Origin of the sequence: Halobacillus aidingensis (genome assembly GCF_900104185.1) — a bacterium.
GTDB classification, from domain to species: domain Bacteria; phylum Bacillota; class Bacilli; order Bacillales; family Halobacillaceae; genus Halobacillus; species Halobacillus aidingensis.
In genome coordinates this window covers 59954-79188 of record NZ_FNIZ01000018.1, presented here as the reverse complement: position 1 = coordinate 79188, position 19235 = coordinate 59954, and the positions used below count along the sequence as shown (strand labels likewise).

The window sequence follows — 19235 nt, the reverse complement described above, 5'->3', positions numbered from 1 at the left end:
TATTGTAATTGCACCATAAACAAGGTAAAATCATGTAAATATAAGGATGTTTTTGGTTTAAATGGATGAAAATGATCCTTTTAAATCAATCCAATTTTATAATAGGGGGTCTTCAAATGAAAAAGTATTCATGGTTGATGTTCGTTCTCCTCTTCACTGTAAGCCTATTCTTGAGTGCTTGTGGTGAAAGTGGGACAAGCGGTTCCGCAGGAGAAGACGGCGGAAGTGATGGTGGCGAAGAAATGACAAACCTGACGATGGGAACAGGTAGTGTCGGTGGCGTCTACTATCCGCTGGGTGGAGAAATGGCGAACCTTTTCACAGATAATATTGACGTTGAAGGTTTTGATGTTAGTTCCGTTGAATCTGGAGCTTCTGTTGAAAACATCGCCAAGATCCAATCCGGAGATTTCCAGTTGGGGATTGCCCAGAATACAACGATGATCAATGCGGTTGAAGGAATGGGTGAATTCGAAGGAAAAGATGTCGGAAATGTCGGCGTCATCGGTTCTCTTTATCCAGAGGCCCTTCAAGTAGTTACGCTGGATTCTACTGGTATTGAGTCCATTGAAGATCTAAAAGGTAAAAAAGTAGCTGTTGGACCTCCAGGTGGAGCGACTCGTGAAGCTGCTGAGATGGTTCTTTCCGCTTATGGTATTGAAGAAGGAGACTATGAAGCGTTTGAAGAAGGATTTGGCGACGCGAAAAGTAAACTTCAAAACAATACGATTGACGCTTCTTTTGCGGTTGTAGGGGTTCCATCCTCCACAACGGATGAATTAGAAGCGGCTACAGGCGAAGTTAAATTCCTGAACATTGAAGGAGACGCTTTAGATGAAGTGGTTGCCAACAGTCAGTACGAAGCTTACACAGTGGAACCTGGTACGTATGAGTGGCAGGAAGAGCCTGTTGAAACCATTACCGCATTGGCGCTACTTCTTGGTTCAACCAGCCAGGTCAGTGAAGATTTAGCGTATGAAATGACGAAAACACTTTACGAAAATGCTGGCGATATGTCGATCGCTCAAGCGAAGCTGATCACGCAGGATAGTGCCTTGACAGGTGCTCAGGATCTTCCGCTTCACCCTGGAGCAGAGAAGTACTTCAAAGAAGCAGGCATTTTAGAATAAAGGCAGGATACGGAACCGGACATTGTTTTTGTCCGGTTCTTTAAAGCGCTGATTTAAGAAAAGAATGGAGGTAAGAGGCGTGACGAAAAAAGATAACAAGGAAGTCGATAAGCAAGAAATGATGAAAAAATACGATAAAGAGAGCACATTCCGCACAAACCTCGGGACCTGGGGCTGGGTGACATTGATCCTTGGCAGCGCACTTACGATTTTTCAGCTTTATACGGCTTACCGTGGAGCTTATGTTTCACTCATCCAGGGTGCCATTCACCTAGGCGCGGCGCTGTGCTTAGTCTATCTCCTCTATCCGATTAAATCTTCTTTAACGAGCAAACGCGGCATCCCGTGGTATGACCTGATCTTTGCTGCGGTCGCTCTTTATGCGAACTTTTATATCATTCAAAATTATGACCGTCTCATCAATGAAGCGATTATATTCGGCTTCACCTATATGGACCAATTTGTCGCAACCGCCGGCATCCTTTTGTTACTTGAAGCGACAAGGCGCGTCGTCGGACTTCCGATTGTCATCATAGCTATTCTCGCCCTTCTCTATGGGATGTTCGGAAACTTCATCCCCATAATTGGGCACGCGGGCAATGACTGGCCGACGCTCGCGACGAAAATGTTTTTCAGTTCCAGTGCCATTTTCGGTATACCGATTCAAATATCATCGACCTATATTTTTCTATTCCTATTTTTCGGAGTCATTCTCGTCAAAACGAACATTGGTCAGTTTTTCAACGACCTCGCCCTCCGACTAACAGGAAAATATACGGGTGGAACAGCCAAAGCCGCGGTTGCAGCGAGCGGGCTTCAAGGAATGGTTAGCGGGAGCTCAGTCGCCAATACCGTAGGATCTGGATCATTTACTATCCCGATGATGAAAAATGCAGGGTTCAAACCTCACTTCGCTGCAGCCTCGGAAGCTTCTGCCTCGACCGGTGGGCAGCTCATGCCGCCAATCATGGGTGCCGCAGCATTCATCATGGCGTCTTATACGGGAATCCCTTATAACGAAATTATCGTCATCGCGATCATCCCCGCTCTTTTGTATTTTTCAGGTGTCTTTTTAGGGACACACTTTGAAGCAAGAAAACAAAACATCCGTGGGCTTTCAAAAGAAGAACTTCCTAAAACAAACAAACTGATCAAACGGCTGGACTTGTTCCTTCCGCTCGTCATCATTATCGGATTTTTACTTGCAGGACGGACACCGACGTATGCCGCTTTATTTGCAATCGTGACGGCCTTCGTTATCAGTTTTTTCCGTAAAGAAACACGCATGTCCTTGAAAGGAATTATCAAATTGCTTGAAGAAGGAGCCCGTGTTGCCCTTCCCGTCATTGCTGCCTGTGCCACTGCTGGAATCATTGCAGGAACAGTAACGACTACAGGCCTCGGACCTAAAATTGCCGGCGGAATCATCGACCTTGCCCAAGGCCAGTTTTTCCTTGTCATGTTCTTCACCATGATTGCTTGTATCATTTTAGGGATGGGACTACCTACGACAGCCAACTATGTCGTAACCGCTACGATGGCGGCTCCAGCCTTGTTAGCTTTTGATGTTCCCGTCATTGCGGTTCACATGTTTGTCTTCTATTTCGGAATTGTCGCAGATATCACTCCACCAGTTTGTCTCGCTGCATATGCAGGGGCAGGAATCGCCGGGGCCAATCCGATGAAAGCTGGTGTAACTGCGGTCAAACTCGCAATTGCCGCATTCATCATTCCGTATGTGTTCGTCACCAACCCGCTTTTATTGCTGCAGGGAGACGTCACTGCATTCAACTTATCCATCAGTGTCATCACAGCCTTATTAGGAATGGCAGCCATCAGCTCCGCACTGATCGGATATTTCGCCACGAAAGTCACGTGGGTCGAACGAATCGCCCTTATCGCTTGTGGACTCATGCTCGTTTATCCACACCTAGTCATTTCTCTCATTGGTTTAGGCGTTTTCGGAGCAGTTTCTGTCTTCCAATATGTAAAAAACAAAAAAGAGGATTCTTCGAAACAACAAGCTGTCGTGTGATCAAAAGTCAGACCTTTCATTACAAGGTCTGGCTTTTTCTTGCCGAATTCCCTTTTAGCCAAAATCCCCCAAGCTCATTTATGAAAATAGCGGCTACGATCAAAATCACCCCCACCCACTGAACCAAGGAAACAGATTCAGAAAGGATGAGCATAGCGGAAATAATCGCAACAGGTAGTTCAATAGAACTCAAGACATTCGCAAGCCTTCCAGAAATCAAAGGGGCTCCCTGCGCAAAAAACAATGGTGGGATGACTGCCCCTACGAAAGCCACTCCTGCCCCTATACTCCACAACTGGGCGTCAAATAGCGGGAGTGTTGGGAGGTCTTGAATAAATACAACCAGCACAAGAATCAACGATCCGGTAACCATCAAAGCACTTCTAGCAATCGGATCGGTTTTTGTCGCGACCTGTCCGCTGAAAAAGACAAAACCTGCATAAGAAAAACCAGAAAGCAGCCCAAGAAATAGTCCTGCCAATGGAAGGTCAAAGAAGCCTCCACCGATCACACCCGACGCGCACACCACCCCTAAGAGGGTAACAACCAATGAAAGAAAATTAATTTTTGTAGGAACAACTTTCGTAAAGATCCATTCGTAAATCATCCCAATCCACACGAATTGGAAAAGTAGAATAATGGCAATCGACGCTGGTAAATACTGCATTGCGCCATAATAGAAGATACTGGTCAAACCAACGGACGTGCCCGTCAACATAATTTTCAAAAGATCTCCCCTGCTTGTTCCTCTCAAAGAAATCCTTTTGAAGAAGCTGATCAACCATAAAAATATAAAGGCAATCGCCATTTGGACAATGTTCAGTTCCCCGAGCGTGTACCCTAAAGAAAAGCCTGTTTTTACAAAAATTGGTGTGAACCCAAAGCTCGCGGCCCCGATGAGAACGAGTGTAATCCCTTTTCCTTTCATTCGTCCCCCTCCTCCTTTCCAACCAACGAAAATTTCATTTTCATACCTTCACTATTTTAACATCTGCCCCCATAAAAAAAGGCCCCTCTTTAAAAAGAGCGGCCCTGCGTATGTTTTTATTATACGATTCTCTTAATCAATCGTCCTATAGTACGTGGAATGAATAAGAGAATATCTACGATAGTATGGATCAACGAACGAATCAGTTTCATTTTCATTCCTCCTTTTTAGATATATAAATACATACCTCAAAGATAGAAGGCTGAAACTCCGCATCGCTATTTAGGGTAAAATGTCCCAAAACCAATAGAACGTGCTGGAGTAGTAATCTCGGGCCTGCTCTCAATCTTATGAAAGTCCTTAAAGGAAAGAAACGACCAGGATAAAAACGGATGTTAAAATCATGTAAATAAGCCGTCTACTCCCTTTATCCCACACCCTTGTACCCTTTTCTATGTCAGTATAATTTTTCCATTACTACTAAAGTGGTATAGACAACTAGAAGGTTAAACCGTATGCTTGAATTATCTGAAAAAGGAGGTCGTAAATTGAAAAAGAAAACAGTATCCATCCTATTAACAACTGCTTTAGGAGCAACTCTATTAAGCCCGCATTCAACCCTCGCAGCACCTGGACCGAGCATAGAGAAGAAAGGAGTGAAAACAAATGTCCATACGAACCAAAGCACTGTCCACCCTGCATTTTCATGGGATCAACCTGGTCCATCCTCTCCAATTCTACACCCTGGGTCTGTACGAGGAGCAGGCATGAGAGAAGAGCCTTTACAAGAAATTGACCCTCTTTTACTCTCTGCCATAGAAAACAACGTGATGCCCGGGGCCGTGACTCTTGTAGCAAGAAGAGGCCATATTGTGAAAGAAGAAGCTTATGGGTATGCCATGAAGTATGAAGACGACGAATTCACACAATCAGAAAACCCAATCCCCATGAAGAAAGATACCATCTTTGACCTCGCTTCCATCAGCAAAATTTTCACCACGACCGCCGCTATGATTTTATATGAACAGGACGCGTTCGAATTAAACGATCCTGTCGCGAAGCACCTTCCGGAATTTGCGGAAAATGGAAAGGAAAACGTGACGATTGAGCAGCTCTTGACACATACCTCAGGCTTCAAGGCGTGGATCCCTCTTTATACAGTTGAAGGTGACAGAAACGACCGTTTACAACATGTATTACAATATCCTCTCGCTAATGAACCTGGATCCACCTATACTTACAGCGACTTAAATATGATCACCCTAGGAGCTCTCGTCGAGCGCCTATCCAATATGCGCTTAGATGAATTTGTTGAAAAAAATATTACCAAACCATTAAAAATGGAAGATACAATGTATAATCCAGAAGAGGATTTGAAACCACGCATTGCTGCAACGGAAGATCAGCCTTGGACGAATCGTGGGCTTGTGTGGGGAGAAGTACACGATGAAAGCGCCTGGTCATTGGATGGAGTAGCCGGTCATGCAGGAGTCTTTTCTACAGCGAATGATTTAGCCAAATTCGCACACATGTTTTTAAATGAGGGTACGTATGGAAACAAGAAGATCCTTGAGCCTGAAACCGTTAAGCTGCTTACAGAAAACCGCATCCCCCAATTTGCAGGTGATGACCACGGGTTAGGCTGGGAACTCCAACAAGGATGGTATATGGATGCCCTCTCAAGTCCAAGGACATATGGGCACACCGGTTACACAGGAACATCCATCGTAGTAAACCCGGAAAATGATACGATCGCTATATTATTAACGAATCGTGTCCACCCTACAAGAGATACGGTTTCTACGAACGGGGCGCGTAGAGGCTTTGCCCGAAAAGTGGCGGATGCCATTCCGGTCCAAATGGATAAAAAATCAAACCCGTGGTTTTCAGGGTATGGGGATCAGGTAGAGAAACAGTTGTTGGCAAAGGTAAACCCAAGCGAAACGGCTTCCCTTTCATTCCGTACATGGTTTGAAATCGAGGATGGTTATGACTTTGGAACATTGGAAGTATCAGACGATGGGGAAACGTGGACAACACTGGATAGATTTACAGGTGACAGTAACGGATGGGTATCACGAAATGTTGAACTACCTTCAGACACTACGCATCTCCGCTTCATCTATGAAACCGATGGAAGTGTGAACAACCGCGGTTGGTACATTGATAATCTAGAAATAAACGGAAATGCTGTAGAGGTTAAAAGCGATTCATGGGAAAAACGATCCTATTAATAAATCTTTCACAATGCAGACAAGTGATCCCACTTGTCTGCATTTTTTTACTTTCCTCACCTCATCTACTATACCAATTGTTTATAATATTTAATTGTTTTTTTCATAGAAACAGTTAAGGATGGGTATAACTGAAAGGAGAGTGAAACATTGACAGAGCACAATAAACTAGTCCGAAATCAAATTCCTAACTTACTGAGAGATTCGGGAAAGAACATCCGAACTCGATATTTCAACATCGATGAAAACAAAGATTCCTTGACGAAACTCGCAGACCCTTTGGAAGTCATTCACGCCTTATCTTACACACAGAGCCACAATTGATGAACTTGAACATATTCTTCAACATCGCAGAAAAGAGCGCTGCGCATTCCATAATCATACGATGCTCCTGGATATTGAAGATGTGTGACCACATGTAAGGGGAAAGCCTGATGGGCTTTCCCCTTTTTCTATTAATCGATTGGATCCACCGCTTTCCCGTAACGAATGACATCATAGATCGCCATACCGTCACTCGGCTTGCCGTCACCATTTCGATAGGGAAAGAGTGAAAAGAATATGAAGTACACAGAGAAATAAGAATATTGGTAGAAAAATAGATCCACAGGAAGAACTCCCTGAGTGATCAAAACATTCAATAACAGGATAATCGCCAAGTTAAAAAGGCTTCCGGCAAGGTAGATCGACACATGAGCCCATGTCTTGTTGTAGGAAAGCTTTTCGTACTGACACCAGCCCTCCATAAAGTACATACGCCTTACTTCCAAAGGCCCCACATGAAACAGCAGTTTCCCTGTCCCTATACAGTACTTTATCTTCCCTCCGAATATACGGGCGACAAGGACATGACCCGTCTCATGAACAAGAGTGACGAGTGGCAGAATCAGAAAAAAGTTTATGATGAACATAGGAATGTCATTCATTGTAAACATAAGCGTTCCTCCGTTATGGTGTGAATTGAAGTTCTGAAAAAACAACTTCCCTTTTTTGTAAAAAGATAACCCAAATGCAGAAAACTGCTTCCATAGCCTCAGTAAGGAGACTATAGACATGACAAGGGAGCCATTCACTGTAATTCGCTCAGAAAGTGCTGAAGTGATCGTCTTCATTATCCTTCCAGATCATCCTTATAAACCCATATTTCCCCATTCAGTGGAACCCTCCTAAAACCTCCCCTTCAAATGTTTGTAAAATTTAAACATTCCTTCTCCTGTTGTGTAAGGCTTCTGTTTCGAGTATGATAGGAATAGCGATTTTTTTTAAAGAGGAGCGTATTTATGAAACGATCCATTTACGGATTGACGTTTGACCAACTGACAGATTGGCTTATAGATCATGGGGAGAAAAAGTTCCGCTCCAAGCAAGTATGGGACTGGCTCTACCAAAAGCGTGTAACAGACTTTTCACAAATGAAAAACGTGAATCAATCCTGCATCGATCTTCTCGATGAACATTTTACGATTGAGACACTTTCTGAAGAAATTAAACAAGAATCAAAGGACGGAACCGTTAAGTTTCTATTTAAATTAGATGATGGAAACGTTATTGAAACGGTACTGATGCGATTCAACTACGGGTTGTCCGTATGTGTGACAACACAGGTGGGCTGCAACATTGGATGCTCCTTCTGTGCGAGTGGAATTCTTCGTAAGAACCGTGACCTTTCCAGTGGCGAGATTGTTGAACAGATCATGCAAGTTCAACAGCACTTGGATCAACAAGGGAACGATGAACGCGTCAGCCACATCGTAGTGATGGGGATTGGTGAACCGTTCGACAACTATGAAAACCTGATTGATTTCTTGAAAGTTGTGAACGATCAAAAAGGACTTTCCATTGGAGCGCGCCACATCACTGTATCCACAAGTGGAATCGCACCGAAAATGTATGAGTTCGCAGATGAAGGCATCCAGATCAATCTGGCCCTTTCCATTCATGCACCAAACAATGAACTGCGTACCCAAATCATGAAAATTAACCGTGCCTACCCACTCGAAAAACTGATGCCGGCTATTGATTATTATCTGGAAAAAACGAACCGACGGATTACCTTCGAATACATTTTACTCAAGGACGTCAATGACCATAAGAAGGAAGCGGAAGAGCTTGCGGACTTGTTGAAGGATAAGCGCCACTTATCCTACGTCAACTTGATTCCATACAACCCGGTCGCTGACAACCCTTATGAGCGAAGTGAAAAAGAAGCGATCCTGACGTTCTATCAAACGTTGATGGACCGCGGAATCAAGTGCGGAGTCCGTACAGAACACGGAACCGACATCGATGCCGCCTGCGGACAGTTGCGCAGTAAGCAAATCGAAAAAGAAAAAGCACGCAAAAAGAAAAAGATGCCAATGAACTAAAAGCATGAGGCCCCGGCCTCATGCTTTTTTTCATACTTATAGCTTTTTCAAATTCCCATTTATCTCTTGAGCTAAATCCTGGCCTCCTAACCTACTAATGAAAATTTTTTTACGCTTAGTATGATAGCTTTCATATAATACCGAAAAAAATGGTTTCATTTGTAAAAATATAGGAAATAGAAGAATATACAAAAATATCCAAGGGGTGATGGGAATCTATCAAAAAGGAGTTTTTCCAGAATGAGAAAATTCTTAGCTTTTCTATTCGTTTTCACTTTAACCTTTGGCAGTGCAGGGATCGTAAGTGCCGACAGTCATGACGGAGACAAAGATTGCAGCGACTTTGATTCTACAGCAGAAGCAGAGCAGTATTGGGAAGAAAATGGGTACGATGAAAATAACGATCCAGATGGATTAGACCGAGACAAAGATGGTGTACCATGTGAGAGCTTAGGTGGCAGCTCATCTGGTGATGGATCTGGTGATTCAGAAGCATCAGAAGACGAGGCAATGGAAGATTCTGAAGAGAACGGAACTCAAGAAGAATCTTCTGACGAAGAAGGTGGAGAGCTTCCAGAAACCGCAACGCCGTATGCTACATATGCGTTACTCGGGATGGGGCTGTTTTTATTGAGTGGCGGACTGTTGTATGTGCGCAGGGAAAATTAAATAACCTTACCCATCCCCCTCTTCAGCGAACCTTTATGGTTCGCTGTTTTTTCTTTGGAGCCTATTTCGTCTAATCTTAAGAGCAAAACAGGTCTATCCGTTTATAGGATAGACCTGTCATTATTTCTGTGCTAACCCATGCATAATGAAGTCAATCGTATAATCAATTTCCTTTTCGTCCTCCCAGTTTAAATCAGGTGCAATGATAAAGCGGGTGACCAGAAAACCGACGACGGAAGAGATAATCATACGTATGATGGAGGCATTCGGCATTTCCACAAGTTTTCCTTTTTCTTTCAAGTGATTCAGTGCCTCTTCGAATTTCGGGAATATTTCTTCAAGGAATACTTCTTGAAAATTTTCCTGAAGCTCAGGGTGAAAGGCCATTTCCTGAATCACAATGCGCAAAAGAGGAGCGTTTTCTTTTGCAAATTCAAATCGATTTTTCAAAAGAGTCCGCAATAAACTTTCCAACCCCTCTGGAGGCTCCTCAAAAACTTCCTTGGCGAAATGAGAAGCAAAAAACGGCAAAGTGAACTTCGTCATAAATGGGGTCACGATGGAGATCAAGAGCTCTTTCTTTGTTTTATAATGACGGAAAATCGTCCCTTCAGCTACATTCGCTTTTGCTGCAATTTCACTGGTGGAAGAAGAAGCGTACCCTTTTTCCGCAAAAATCTCTACGGCAGCTTTTAATATTTGTTCCTGTTTCGGTGTTAACTTTCGATCTTTTTCTGTCGTCTGTTCTAACGTTTCCACCATTTTCTTAAAGTCAGTCATTCATCCATCCTCCTAAAGCGTCCATTCTACCATTATAAACGCCGATGCTTCTTCAATGCGAATATATTCAATGTCGTGAACAGGGCCGTAAACCCTAGTAAAATATACACTTCCAGTTGGATCTCCGCAAAAGAAGCTTCGCGCAGCATAATCCCCCTCATAGCTTCTGCCCCATACGTTAAAGGCATCATCTGTCCAATGACCTGTACCCATGTTCCTAGTCCTTCTATTGGGAATAAACCGGAGAAAAACACCTGGGGAACAATGATCAAAGGAATGAATTGAATCATCTGAAATTCATTCTCAGCAAATGCGGATACCAATGTACCAAGACTTAAAGCCGCTAGAGCAAGTAAAATGGTTACAATGAGCACATAAAAGAAACTCCCATCCATGAACACCCCCAGGATGTAAATGGAAAAGGAGGCAATGACGAGAGACTGAAGGATTGTGAACAGTCCAAATCCTGCGAGATAACCGAACACGATTTCAGATCGTTTGATGGGGGTAGCCAACAAACGTTCCAATGTACCCTGTGTACGTTCTCTTAAAAAAGAAACTCCGCCCACAATAAATACGAAGAAAAAGACGAAAAAACCGATGAGTGCAGGTCCCACGTAATCAAATAACCCGAGATCCTCTGACCCATGGTAGTACTCAACGTTCATTGAAATTTGCTGATTCGCTCTTAAAGATTGCAATTCTTTTTGGATTGCCCCAGCAGCGTTTGGATCACTCCCCTCTAGAAGCAGGGATGTTTCCTGATTTTCAAAATACAACACAGCATCCAACGTCCCCTCATCCAGCTTTTCTTCTGCTCTAGAAGAAGACAGCGTTTCAACAACAAGGGTGTCAGACGACAATTTTTCAAGCATGGATTCTGGAACGTCGACGGCTCCTAGTTCCAAGTTGGTTTCATCATGATCCAGTACCATCCACATGAGGGACAAAACAAGGAGTGGTGCCACCACCATCAGAGCTACACTTCTTTTATCCCGCCGGAATTGGAGAAGAATTCTTTTCATTACATGGAAGGTATCCATTTTGTATCACCTCCATAATGCAAAAACACGTCCTCCATAGATGACACATTCACCTTTTCCTTCAACATTTCTGGAGTATCCATGGCTATCATTTTTCCTTTTCTCAGCAGAGCCAGACGATCGCACTTCTCCGCCTCGTCCATGACATGTGTGGTAACAATAATCGTAACGCCCTTATGCTTCAAATCATTAAGTTCGTTCCAAATCGACTGCCGTAAAACAGGATCGATGCCAACAGTGGGTTCATCAAGGATGATCATTTCCGGTTCATGGACAAGAGCTGCAGCTAAGGACAACCGCCTTTTCATCCCTCCAGAAAATGTTTGGACGGGCTGGTCTTTAGAAGAGGATAAGTTAACCATTTCAAGTACTTCTCTGATTCTTTTCCTTCTCTTTTTTCTCGATAGGGAATAAATGGAGGCAAAAAAATCTAGATTCTCCCATGCCGTCAATTCTTGATACAAAGCATCCGATTGCGCCATGAACCCAAAATTTTTCATCTGCGCAAGATGCCGCAATGCGGCCCCATCAAGAGAAATGGTTCCTTCTGTAGGTTGTAGTATTCCTGCCATCAACTTTACAAGCGTGGTCTTCCCTGCCCCTGAAGGGCCCAACAATCCAAAAATCTCACCTTTCTGTATGGATAGATCCACCTGGTCAATGACTGTAACTTTACCATAACGTTGGACGACACCCTTCATTTCAACCATAGAATTCAAATTAACCCCTCCTAAATGAGTGATTACTCACTTTAATTATACATCGCTTCCTGAACATGTAAAGGGAGAAGGGAGAAATTATTTCTTACCTTCGTTTCTCATCCGCTGGCAGTGTGTGATTCCAAGAAGAGTGCTTTATCAAAAGAACGGTTTATTCTGTTTAATCAATATTTAATATTAGATATCCATCGGCATTTTTAACTGCTATAATATTCTCAATCACTAAGGGAATGTCTGTTCGTAAATAATGAAAGGAGTAAAACGTTGAAAAACCATGATGATCGCGAGGTCCTCTACTATCTTTTTTCAGTAATAACGCTCGCTTCGTTTTTTGGAGTCATTTTTTTGGCAGGATGGCTGGCAGGTGCTGACTGGAGCACCTATTCCATTGAATTCAGTTGGAGTATGTTGAATACCGATACGCTTAAAGACATATTCAAAAACTGATTTCAGGTTCTAATTTGGAAGCTTGTTCGATACAATACATCGATCATCTTTTGGAGGAGAAATTCATGGAAGAATGGATCATTTGGATGATGGAACAGTTCGGGTATCTGGGGGTTTATGCATTGATGGCGATCGAAAACATCTTTCCCCCTATTCCATCAGAAGTTGTTCTGCCGCTCAGTGGATTTATGACTGTAAGGACGGATTTAACGATAACATGGGTCATCATTTATGCGACCTCGGGTTCTTTGACTGGATCTCTTCTATTGTATGGAATCGGGATGTCCATCAGCAGAGACAAACTGGAAGAGTGGGTGGAACGTCACGGAAAATATCTGCGTCTCACGAAAGCAGATGTGAACAGAGCTTTCCATTGGTTTGAGACTTATGGATATTGGGCCATCTTTCTTTGCCGTATGCTTCCACTTGTCAGAAGTTTCATTTCCTTACCTGCAGGAATGGCCCGTTTCTCTATCGTTCCTTTTCTTTTCCTTACCTTTTCGGGAAGTTTGATTTGGAATACAGCCTTGATCTACACAGGTGTCATCCTCGGAGATTCCTGGCGCGATATTCTACACTATATGAAGGTGTACTCTATATGGACGTATGTCCTAATCATCGCTGTTACTTTCCTTACCATTTGGTGGATGCGTAAAGGGAAAGGTGTTCGCTTATGGAGATGATGGAGTTTATTAAAGTCGTGATTCTTGGAATGTTTGAAGGTTTGACAGAGTTTGCGCCCGTATCTTCAACCGGGCACATGATTCTTGTTGATGAAATGTGGCTGAAGACGGACTTGTTTCTGGGAGACTATGTAGCGAATACGTTTAAAGTGTTCATTCAGCTGGGATCTATTCTTGCTGTCGTTGTCATTTTCCGAGATCGATTTAAGGATCTATTGATATCCTCGCGGAAACGTAAAGGCCTCCGTTTAAAATGGTCTCATATTATCACAGGACTCCTCCCAGCTGCCATTTTAGGTTTCCTATTCGAAGATTTTATTGATAAACATTTGTTCACTCTCGAGACCGTTTTGATTGGATTAGGAGCAGGAGCTATCTTCATGATTGCTGCTGATCTGCACCAACCGAAAGGAAGGAAAGAAAGTGTCGATCAAATCAGTCACTCACAAGCTTTTACAATAGGAATCTTTCAATGTCTATCGCTGTGGCCTGGTTTCTCACGTTCTGGTGCTACGATATCAGCAGGTGTTGTAATGGGGCTGAGCCACAGAGCTGCAGCAGATTTCACTTTCATCATGGCTGTTCCAATCATGCTGGGAGCAAGTAGCCTGTCCATTGTAAATAACCTTGCCTACTTCCAATGGACGGCTGTTCCTTATTTTGCTGTCGGTTTCCTAAGTGCTTTTCTCTTCGCTCTCTTATCCATTCGATTCTTTTTGAAACTGATCAATCATGTGAAATTAATTCCATTCGCGATCTACCGTTTCATCTTAATCGTGGTTATCTGTTTTCTATATTTTTAATAAAAAAAGGACAAAGCTACAAGAGCTCAGTCCTTATGGCCACCCTCATTTTTCTCTAAAAAATACTTAACTCCTGCAACAGTACCGATACCAAGCAAGGCATACTTCAACCCTTCCACCGTTGCTGATGGAGAGATGCCTTGCTGCCAATAGGAAAAAGCGACTCCTAAAACAACAGCGATGATGGGGATGTATCGGTTTGGCACTCGTTTTGTCTGCCTCATCGCATACAACAATACAGCGAGTCCCGCATAGGGGGTGAAATCCATCATGAACTCCATGGGTTGATCTCCTTTAGAATAAAATAAGAGCTTATTCCATGTTATTCATGAAGCGAGGCTTGAAGTACTTTCTGCAAAATATAACATCCCGCCCCTCTCATGGGACGAGACGCAATATTTTCTTATGAAACGAATGATTTCGGTCCAAGGGCTTTTTCGACTTCCATATAATCCAACCCATGAGCTTCTGCCACTTCACGATAAGTCACACTGCCATTGACGACATTTACACCTTTTAATAAGGCAGTGTTTTCGAGGCATGCCTTTTGAAAACCTTTGTTTGCGATCTGAACCGCATAAGGAACGGTAACATTTGTGAGCGCAAGCGTTGATGTCTGCGGAACAGCTCCCGGCATATTGCCAACCGCATAATGGACAACTCCATGTTTCACATAGGTCGGATCGTCATGTGTCGTGACGTGGTCGACCGTTTCGACAATCCCGCCCTGATCGACAGCGACATCAACGATGACACTTCCCCGACTCATCGATTTCACCATATCTTCTGTCACAAGTTTTGGCGCTTTGGCCCCTGGAATCAAAACCGCTCCGATAACTAAATCGGACTCCCTGACCGCCTCGCTCAAATTCAATGGATTCGACATAAGCGTGTTGATCGATGAACCAAATATATCATCAAGCTGGCGAAGTCGATCAGGGCTGAGGTCGATCATCGTGACATCCGCCCCTAAACCGATCGCGATTTTAGCAGCGTTCGTTCCTACAACACCACCTCCGATAATCGTCACCTTCCCGCGTTTCACTCCCGGAACTCCGCCAAGAAGAATGCCTTTACCTCCATGGGTGCGTTCTAAATATTGCGCACCTTTTTGCGTGGCCATCCTCCCTGCCACTTCACTCATCGGTGTAAGCAGAGGTAGTGATCCATTCCCGGATTGAACCGTTTCATAAGCAATGGCGACCACTTTTTTCTCTGCCAACGCTTTTGTCAATTCTTCATCTGCCGCAAGGTGCAAATACGTAAATAAGATTAATCCCTCATAAAAGTAAGTGTACTCTTCGGCGAGCGGCTCCTTCACCTTCAGAACCATCTGCTGGGCCCATGCCTCCGCAGCCGTGTCTACGATTTTGACTCCGACTTCTTCATATTGTTGATTAGAAAAACCTGAGCGTTCCCCAGCTTTCGTCTCTAAAAAGACTTCATGTCCTTCATTGATTAGATTAACCGCGCCAGCTGGAGTAATCGCCACACGGTTTTCATTATTTTTAATTTCCTTTGGTATCCCTATCCGCATTCGAGAAACCTCCTAATTAAGATCATAACGTTTGTATCGCCTCCACCACGGTATCCAGCAGGAGAGTCAGATCTTCTTCTTCGATAGACAAAGGAGGAGATAGTGTAATGACATTGTTAAAGCCGGCTACTGTCATCCCATTTTTGCCAATGATTACTCCTTTGTTCTTACAATAAGCGATGATTTGGTTGACTTTCTCAACAGCCAATGGTTCCATCTTTTCCTTACTTTCAACCATCTCAATACCGATGAGCAACCCCTTCCCTCTCACATTGCCCACATGCCTATGGTTTTGAAGACGCGTGTTCAAATCATTTTTCGCTGCCTCTCCTAATTCCCGTGAACGCTCAAACAAGTTTTCTCTTTCCATAATCTCAATATTTTTGAGTGCAACCGCACAAGCCGCTGGATGACCTCCGAAGGTATTGATGTGACGGAAGAAATCATACGTATCGTCTCCACAAAATGCTTCATATACTTCCCGTTTGACTGCCGTCGCTGAAAGAGGAAGATACGCACTTGTAATCCCTTTCGCCATCGTAATGATATCGGGCTTCACCCCATAGTTCATAAAACCGAACGGCTTTCCTGTACGTCCGAAACCACAGATCACTTCATCGACAATCATGAGAGCTCCGTGCTTTTCACAAATGGCTTGAACCTCTTTCATATACTGTTCTGGCGGTACAATGACACCACCACCAGTAATGATCGGCTCCATGATTACACCAGCAATCGATTCACTATATTCCCATGTCATCACATCGTCGATTTCCTTTGCTCCAAAGCGGTCTTTTTCATTATGGTCATTCCGGTACTCATCAGGTGGAGCGACATGCAAAAAACCAGGGCCTAGAGGTTCGTACTTGTATTTGCGCTGCGCCTGCCCCGTGGCAGCTAACGCGCTTGTGGAATTTCCATGATATGCGCGATATCTTGAAATGAATTTCGTCCGGTAGTGATCCCCTTTTTGCTGATGATATTGTCGAACCATTTTAAACGCAGCTTCATTTGCCTCCGATCCACTGTTTGAGAAAAAGACGACATAATCATCACCAAGCAGCTGATTGATTTTTTCTCCTAATTGAATCGCAGCTTCATGACTTTGCGTAAGTGGCATATAAGAAAGATCCTTGATCTGTTCATAAGCTGCTTTCGCAAGCTCCTCCCGCCCATAACCAACGTTCACACACCATAAGCCTGACATCGCATCCAAATATCGGTTACCGTCTATATCGGTGATCCAGGAACCTTTGGCACTTTTGGCTATCATTGTCGCATCAGGGTTATAGGGCTTCATGGAGTGCCATACATACTTCTCGTCTTTTGAAAGCATTTCGCTTTTTACATCAGCTTTAGTCAACGGAGATTCCTCCTCAATGGTCTTTTGTTAGAATTATCTTAATTATCTAATATTTGAGGCGTGCTTTCATTAGACATTGTGTCAAACAGTCATCTCCCCACTTTCACATAATGACAAGAGAGCTTATTAAACAATATGGCAGTATTGTTGAAGACTTGATTTCGAGACGTTTGTGGGAGTTTAGGGCTCCGGGAAAAGGTTCGCTTTCCGTGGGCGAGTGATGAGCCTCCTCGAGCTAACGCTCTGCGGGGTCTCATCTACCACGCACTTCCCACAGGAGTCTCACCGTTTCCCTCCGCCCCTTTGCCATACGAGGTTCTCAAAATCCCTTTAACAGTAACCTGCCGAGCTCTGTAATGAAGGCCTGTTCACCCACGCCGTTATAGGGTTGTTTTAATCATGCATCCTGCACAAATAAAGCGTGGGAACAGGGTCTGGGAAACGTCCGCATGAAAAACGAATGGAGACACGAACATGTGTGTTTTTCTACTGACTGATTCAAAGCACTGCAAATCGTCGTTTCCCTGACCCCGTATCCATGGCCAGGATATGTCATTCATTATTTCAACTGGGCAAGGCTTTCTTTAAGGATGCGCGGTATGTGCTCCTTGCGCTCCCGCGGAAAGCGAGCTATTACCCGCAGCCCCCATCCACACAACAAAAGTCTCGAAACTGAGTCTTCCACAATCGGGAGCTTGAGTTGGAAAAGGATAATAAAAAAACACTTATTCGAAAAGCGAATAAGTGCTTGAAGTAGCTTGGTTAGGTGACGGCTCTTTGGTATTCGTAGGCTAGGAGAGCAAACTCGATGACCTGTCTTTTTTCACATTCCATAAAATCAGGTCCCAGCAGTTTTTCTAACTTCTCCAGGCGATGATATAACGTCTGACGGACAACAAAAACTTTGGAAGCGGTTTCTTTTTTAGATCCATTGCACGCCAAATAAACCCTTAATGTCTCAAGGAGGTTCGTGTTATTCTTTTCATCATACTTAATAATCGGTTCTAAGTACTCTTCAACTAATCCATCAAGGTTGCTGTGTTGATGGACGAGTGAAATTAATCGGTACATGTGTAAGTCATCGTAAAAAAATTTGGACTGACTTTCCGGGAGCTTCTCCTGTAAAGTCAAAGTTTCCTGTGCCGTTTGAAAGCTTTCATGCAACTTGTACAGGTCTTTCACGTATTTACCAACAGCGATTTGAAAAGAGGATATGCATGAATCATTCAAGAGGCTGATTTTCTGTAGTCGCTCAACCCCGCGTTTGACTCGCTTCTTCCAATCTTCAGCTTCTTTCCGATTCAACAGAATGAAAGTAAGCTGATGCCGCTTCTCTACCGGAAAAACATAATAACCGTTCTGGTCAAAAATATTGTGGATGAGCATGTTCATATAGGTGACGTCAGGGTTGGATTTCTGTCTGTCCACCATATTCAACTTAATGGTAAGTACAATCGCCCCTTTTACAGTTTTATCCAGTTTGTAGACGGCAAGTCTGTCACGAATCTCCTCTTCTTCATGCTCTCCCTGCAGCCACTCTGTCAGCCACTCTGTTTCTTTTGCTTTTCTTTTTTCTTCCGTATAAAGTTCTCTTAATAAGTATTGCGCAAGCGCAGTCCCCGTCCTGTCCAATAATAAAGACTCGAATTCACCGAACTCTCTACGGTTGGACAATAAGTAAATATTCGCAAATTCCCGATCGAATACTTGCACCGGCTGTTTTAAAACTCTTCTCGATCCCCCATCTGGCTTGCCGAGCTCCATCAATACTTGCTCGCGTTCTTTCTCTCTCAAGGCTGGGATCGTGACGACCGTATGATCCTTGGCAATATAGACGAGCTGGCAATTCACATATTGCTGCAAGTTTTTTAGAATCTCAAAGTAGTTATCAATGGATAACAACCGTTTATTCAGCCGTTGCGAATAATCTTCTAAATTCGTAATGAATTCGTATTGCTGATTGATGAGATCCGCATGAATATCTTGAGTAATTTCCACAAAAGAAACTTCTTCCCGGAATAAGATGATCGGAAAATCGTTGGCTTCCGCATAATCGATCGCTTCCTGGCGTATGTAATCAACAAAACTCCCGATTTCGATACAAATTCCGGCTACTTCTTTTTCGACTAATTGTTTTAATAAATGGAGAAAAAGCTCATGATCATCCTTCCAGCCAAATCCTGTCGAAAGGACAAGCTCTCCACCTTTCAAGTTCTTTCTCACTTCGATCATTTCAAAAACGTGAACCCATTTGACCAACCGGTCGATCCCCTTCCGACCAGCAATAACTTCAGCAGAAGCGAAATGGTCCCTTTTCAGGATGTTTTCAATCGACATGTGTTCGTTCATTGAATGACCCCTCTTTTAAAGTACAACAATTATTCAGAAAAATCTAATAGATTGTGAGATTTTCTTACAAAAAAGTTTAATAGTCCTAGTGAATCTAACAATTCTCTCAATCTTCATCAAACTGGCAGGTTTATGGAAGACTTGATTTC

18 protein-coding genes are annotated in these 19235 nt (G+C 43.4%); 9 read left to right on the top strand and 9 right to left on the bottom strand.

Annotated elements, in window-relative coordinates; all coding sequences use genetic code 11:
• The first annotated feature begins 116 nt into the window (after positions 1 to 116).
• Both BLS23_RS15745 and BLS23_RS15740 read left to right on the top strand, forming a co-directional pair.
• Positions 117 to 1130, top strand: a complete 1014-nt coding sequence (locus BLS23_RS15745; RefSeq protein ID WP_089653996.1) for a TAXI family TRAP transporter solute-binding subunit — start codon at positions 117 to 119, stop codon at positions 1128 to 1130.
• Positions 1131 to 1194: 64 nt separating this feature from the next.
• Positions 1195 to 3165 (top strand): TRAP transporter permease, encoded by a 1971-nt coding sequence (locus tag BLS23_RS15740; protein WP_089653995.1) that lies wholly within the window; start codon positions 1195 to 1197, stop codon positions 3163 to 3165.
• A 19-nt stretch (positions 3166 to 3184) separates the two neighbouring features.
• Here BLS23_RS15740 and BLS23_RS15735 read toward each other — a convergent pair whose 3' ends face one another.
• Positions 3185 to 4093, bottom strand: a complete 909-nt coding sequence (locus BLS23_RS15735; protein ID WP_089653994.1) for an EamA family transporter — start codon at positions 4091 to 4093, stop codon at positions 3185 to 3187.
• Between the two features lie 548 nt (positions 4094 to 4641).
• Between BLS23_RS15735 and BLS23_RS15730 the strand changes: the two genes are divergently transcribed.
• Complete coding sequence (locus BLS23_RS15730; protein ID WP_244157243.1) at positions 4642 to 6327, top strand: serine hydrolase domain-containing protein; 1686 nt, start codon at positions 4642 to 4644, stop codon at positions 6325 to 6327.
• Positions 6328 to 6477: 150 nt separating this feature from the next.
• On the top strand, positions 6478 to 6651 hold the full coding sequence (locus BLS23_RS21825; RefSeq protein WP_167356100.1) for a nucleoside triphosphate pyrophosphohydrolase family protein: 174 nt from the start codon (positions 6478 to 6480) through the stop codon (positions 6649 to 6651).
• Between the two features lie 131 nt (positions 6652 to 6782).
• Here the strand turns inward: BLS23_RS21825 and BLS23_RS15725 are convergent, their stop codons facing one another.
• The gene (locus BLS23_RS15725; RefSeq protein WP_089654018.1) at positions 6783 to 7262 is read right to left on the bottom strand and encodes a site-2 protease family protein; all 480 of its coding nucleotides are present in this window, start codon (positions 7260 to 7262) and stop codon (positions 6783 to 6785) included.
• 345 nt (positions 7263 to 7607) lie between these two features.
• Between BLS23_RS15725 and rlmN the strand changes: the two genes are divergently transcribed.
• Both rlmN and BLS23_RS15715 read left to right on the top strand, forming a co-directional pair.
• Positions 7608 to 8693, top strand: coding sequence for a dual-specificity RNA methyltransferase RlmN (gene rlmN, locus BLS23_RS15720; protein ID WP_089653992.1), 1086 nt, complete (start codon positions 7608 to 7610; stop codon positions 8691 to 8693).
• 240 nt (positions 8694 to 8933) lie between these two features.
• The gene (locus tag BLS23_RS15715) at positions 8934 to 9362 is read left to right on the top strand and encodes an excalibur calcium-binding domain-containing protein (protein ID WP_089653991.1); all 429 of its coding nucleotides are present in this window, start codon (positions 8934 to 8936) and stop codon (positions 9360 to 9362) included.
• A 120-nt stretch (positions 9363 to 9482) separates the two neighbouring features.
• On the opposite strand, the gene BLS23_RS15710 is transcribed toward BLS23_RS15715, so the two are convergent.
• From BLS23_RS15710 to ccmA, 3 genes are read right to left on the bottom strand one after another with little or no spacing between them, the layout of a single operon-like run.
• On the bottom strand, positions 9483 to 10142 hold the full coding sequence (locus tag BLS23_RS15710; protein WP_089653990.1) for a TetR/AcrR family transcriptional regulator: 660 nt from the start codon (positions 10140 to 10142) through the stop codon (positions 9483 to 9485).
• Positions 10143 to 10174: 32 nt separating this feature from the next.
• Positions 10175 to 11185: an ABC transporter permease gene (locus tag BLS23_RS15705; protein WP_089653989.1), complete on the bottom strand. Its 1011-nt coding sequence runs from the start codon at positions 11183 to 11185 to the stop codon at positions 10175 to 10177.
• Positions 11167 to 11895, bottom strand: a complete 729-nt coding sequence (gene ccmA, locus BLS23_RS15700; protein ID WP_089654017.1) for a heme ABC exporter ATP-binding protein CcmA — start codon at positions 11893 to 11895, stop codon at positions 11167 to 11169. The genes BLS23_RS15705 and ccmA overlap by 19 nt, the downstream gene beginning before the upstream one ends.
• Before the next feature lie 273 nt (positions 11896 to 12168).
• On the opposite strand from ccmA, the gene BLS23_RS15695 reads away from it, so the two are divergent.
• From BLS23_RS15695 to BLS23_RS15685, 3 genes are all read left to right on the top strand, one after another.
• On the top strand, positions 12169 to 12351 hold the full coding sequence (locus BLS23_RS15695; RefSeq protein ID WP_089653988.1) for a hypothetical protein: 183 nt from the start codon (positions 12169 to 12171) through the stop codon (positions 12349 to 12351).
• A 65-nt stretch (positions 12352 to 12416) separates the two neighbouring features.
• Complete coding sequence (locus BLS23_RS15690) at positions 12417 to 13034, top strand: DedA family protein (RefSeq protein ID WP_089653987.1); 618 nt, start codon at positions 12417 to 12419, stop codon at positions 13032 to 13034.
• The gene (locus tag BLS23_RS15685; RefSeq protein WP_089653986.1) at positions 13025 to 13837 is read left to right on the top strand and encodes an undecaprenyl-diphosphate phosphatase; all 813 of its coding nucleotides are present in this window, start codon (positions 13025 to 13027) and stop codon (positions 13835 to 13837) included. The genes BLS23_RS15690 and BLS23_RS15685 overlap by 10 nt, the downstream gene beginning before the upstream one ends.
• Before the next feature lie 26 nt (positions 13838 to 13863).
• On the opposite strand, the gene BLS23_RS15680 is transcribed toward BLS23_RS15685, so the two are convergent.
• The 4 genes from BLS23_RS15680 to BLS23_RS15665 form a co-directional block, all read right to left on the bottom strand.
• Positions 13864 to 14118 carry a phage holin family protein gene (locus BLS23_RS15680; protein WP_089653985.1) on the bottom strand — a complete coding sequence of 85 codons (255 nt, stop codon included), beginning with the start codon at positions 14116 to 14118 and terminating at the stop codon, positions 13864 to 13866.
• Between the two features lie 122 nt (positions 14119 to 14240).
• Positions 14241 to 15374 carry an alanine dehydrogenase gene (gene ald, locus BLS23_RS15675; RefSeq protein ID WP_089653984.1) on the bottom strand — a complete coding sequence of 378 codons (1134 nt, stop codon included), beginning with the start codon at positions 15372 to 15374 and terminating at the stop codon, positions 14241 to 14243.
• Between the two features lie 22 nt (positions 15375 to 15396).
• Positions 15397 to 16737 (bottom strand): aspartate aminotransferase family protein, encoded by a 1341-nt coding sequence (locus BLS23_RS15670; protein ID WP_089653983.1) that lies wholly within the window; start codon positions 16735 to 16737, stop codon positions 15397 to 15399.
• Between the two features lie 762 nt (positions 16738 to 17499).
• Positions 17500 to 19086 (bottom strand): PucR family transcriptional regulator, encoded by a 1587-nt coding sequence (locus BLS23_RS15665; RefSeq protein ID WP_089653982.1) that lies wholly within the window; start codon positions 19084 to 19086, stop codon positions 17500 to 17502.
• Between the last annotated feature and the right edge of the window lie 149 nt (positions 19087 to 19235).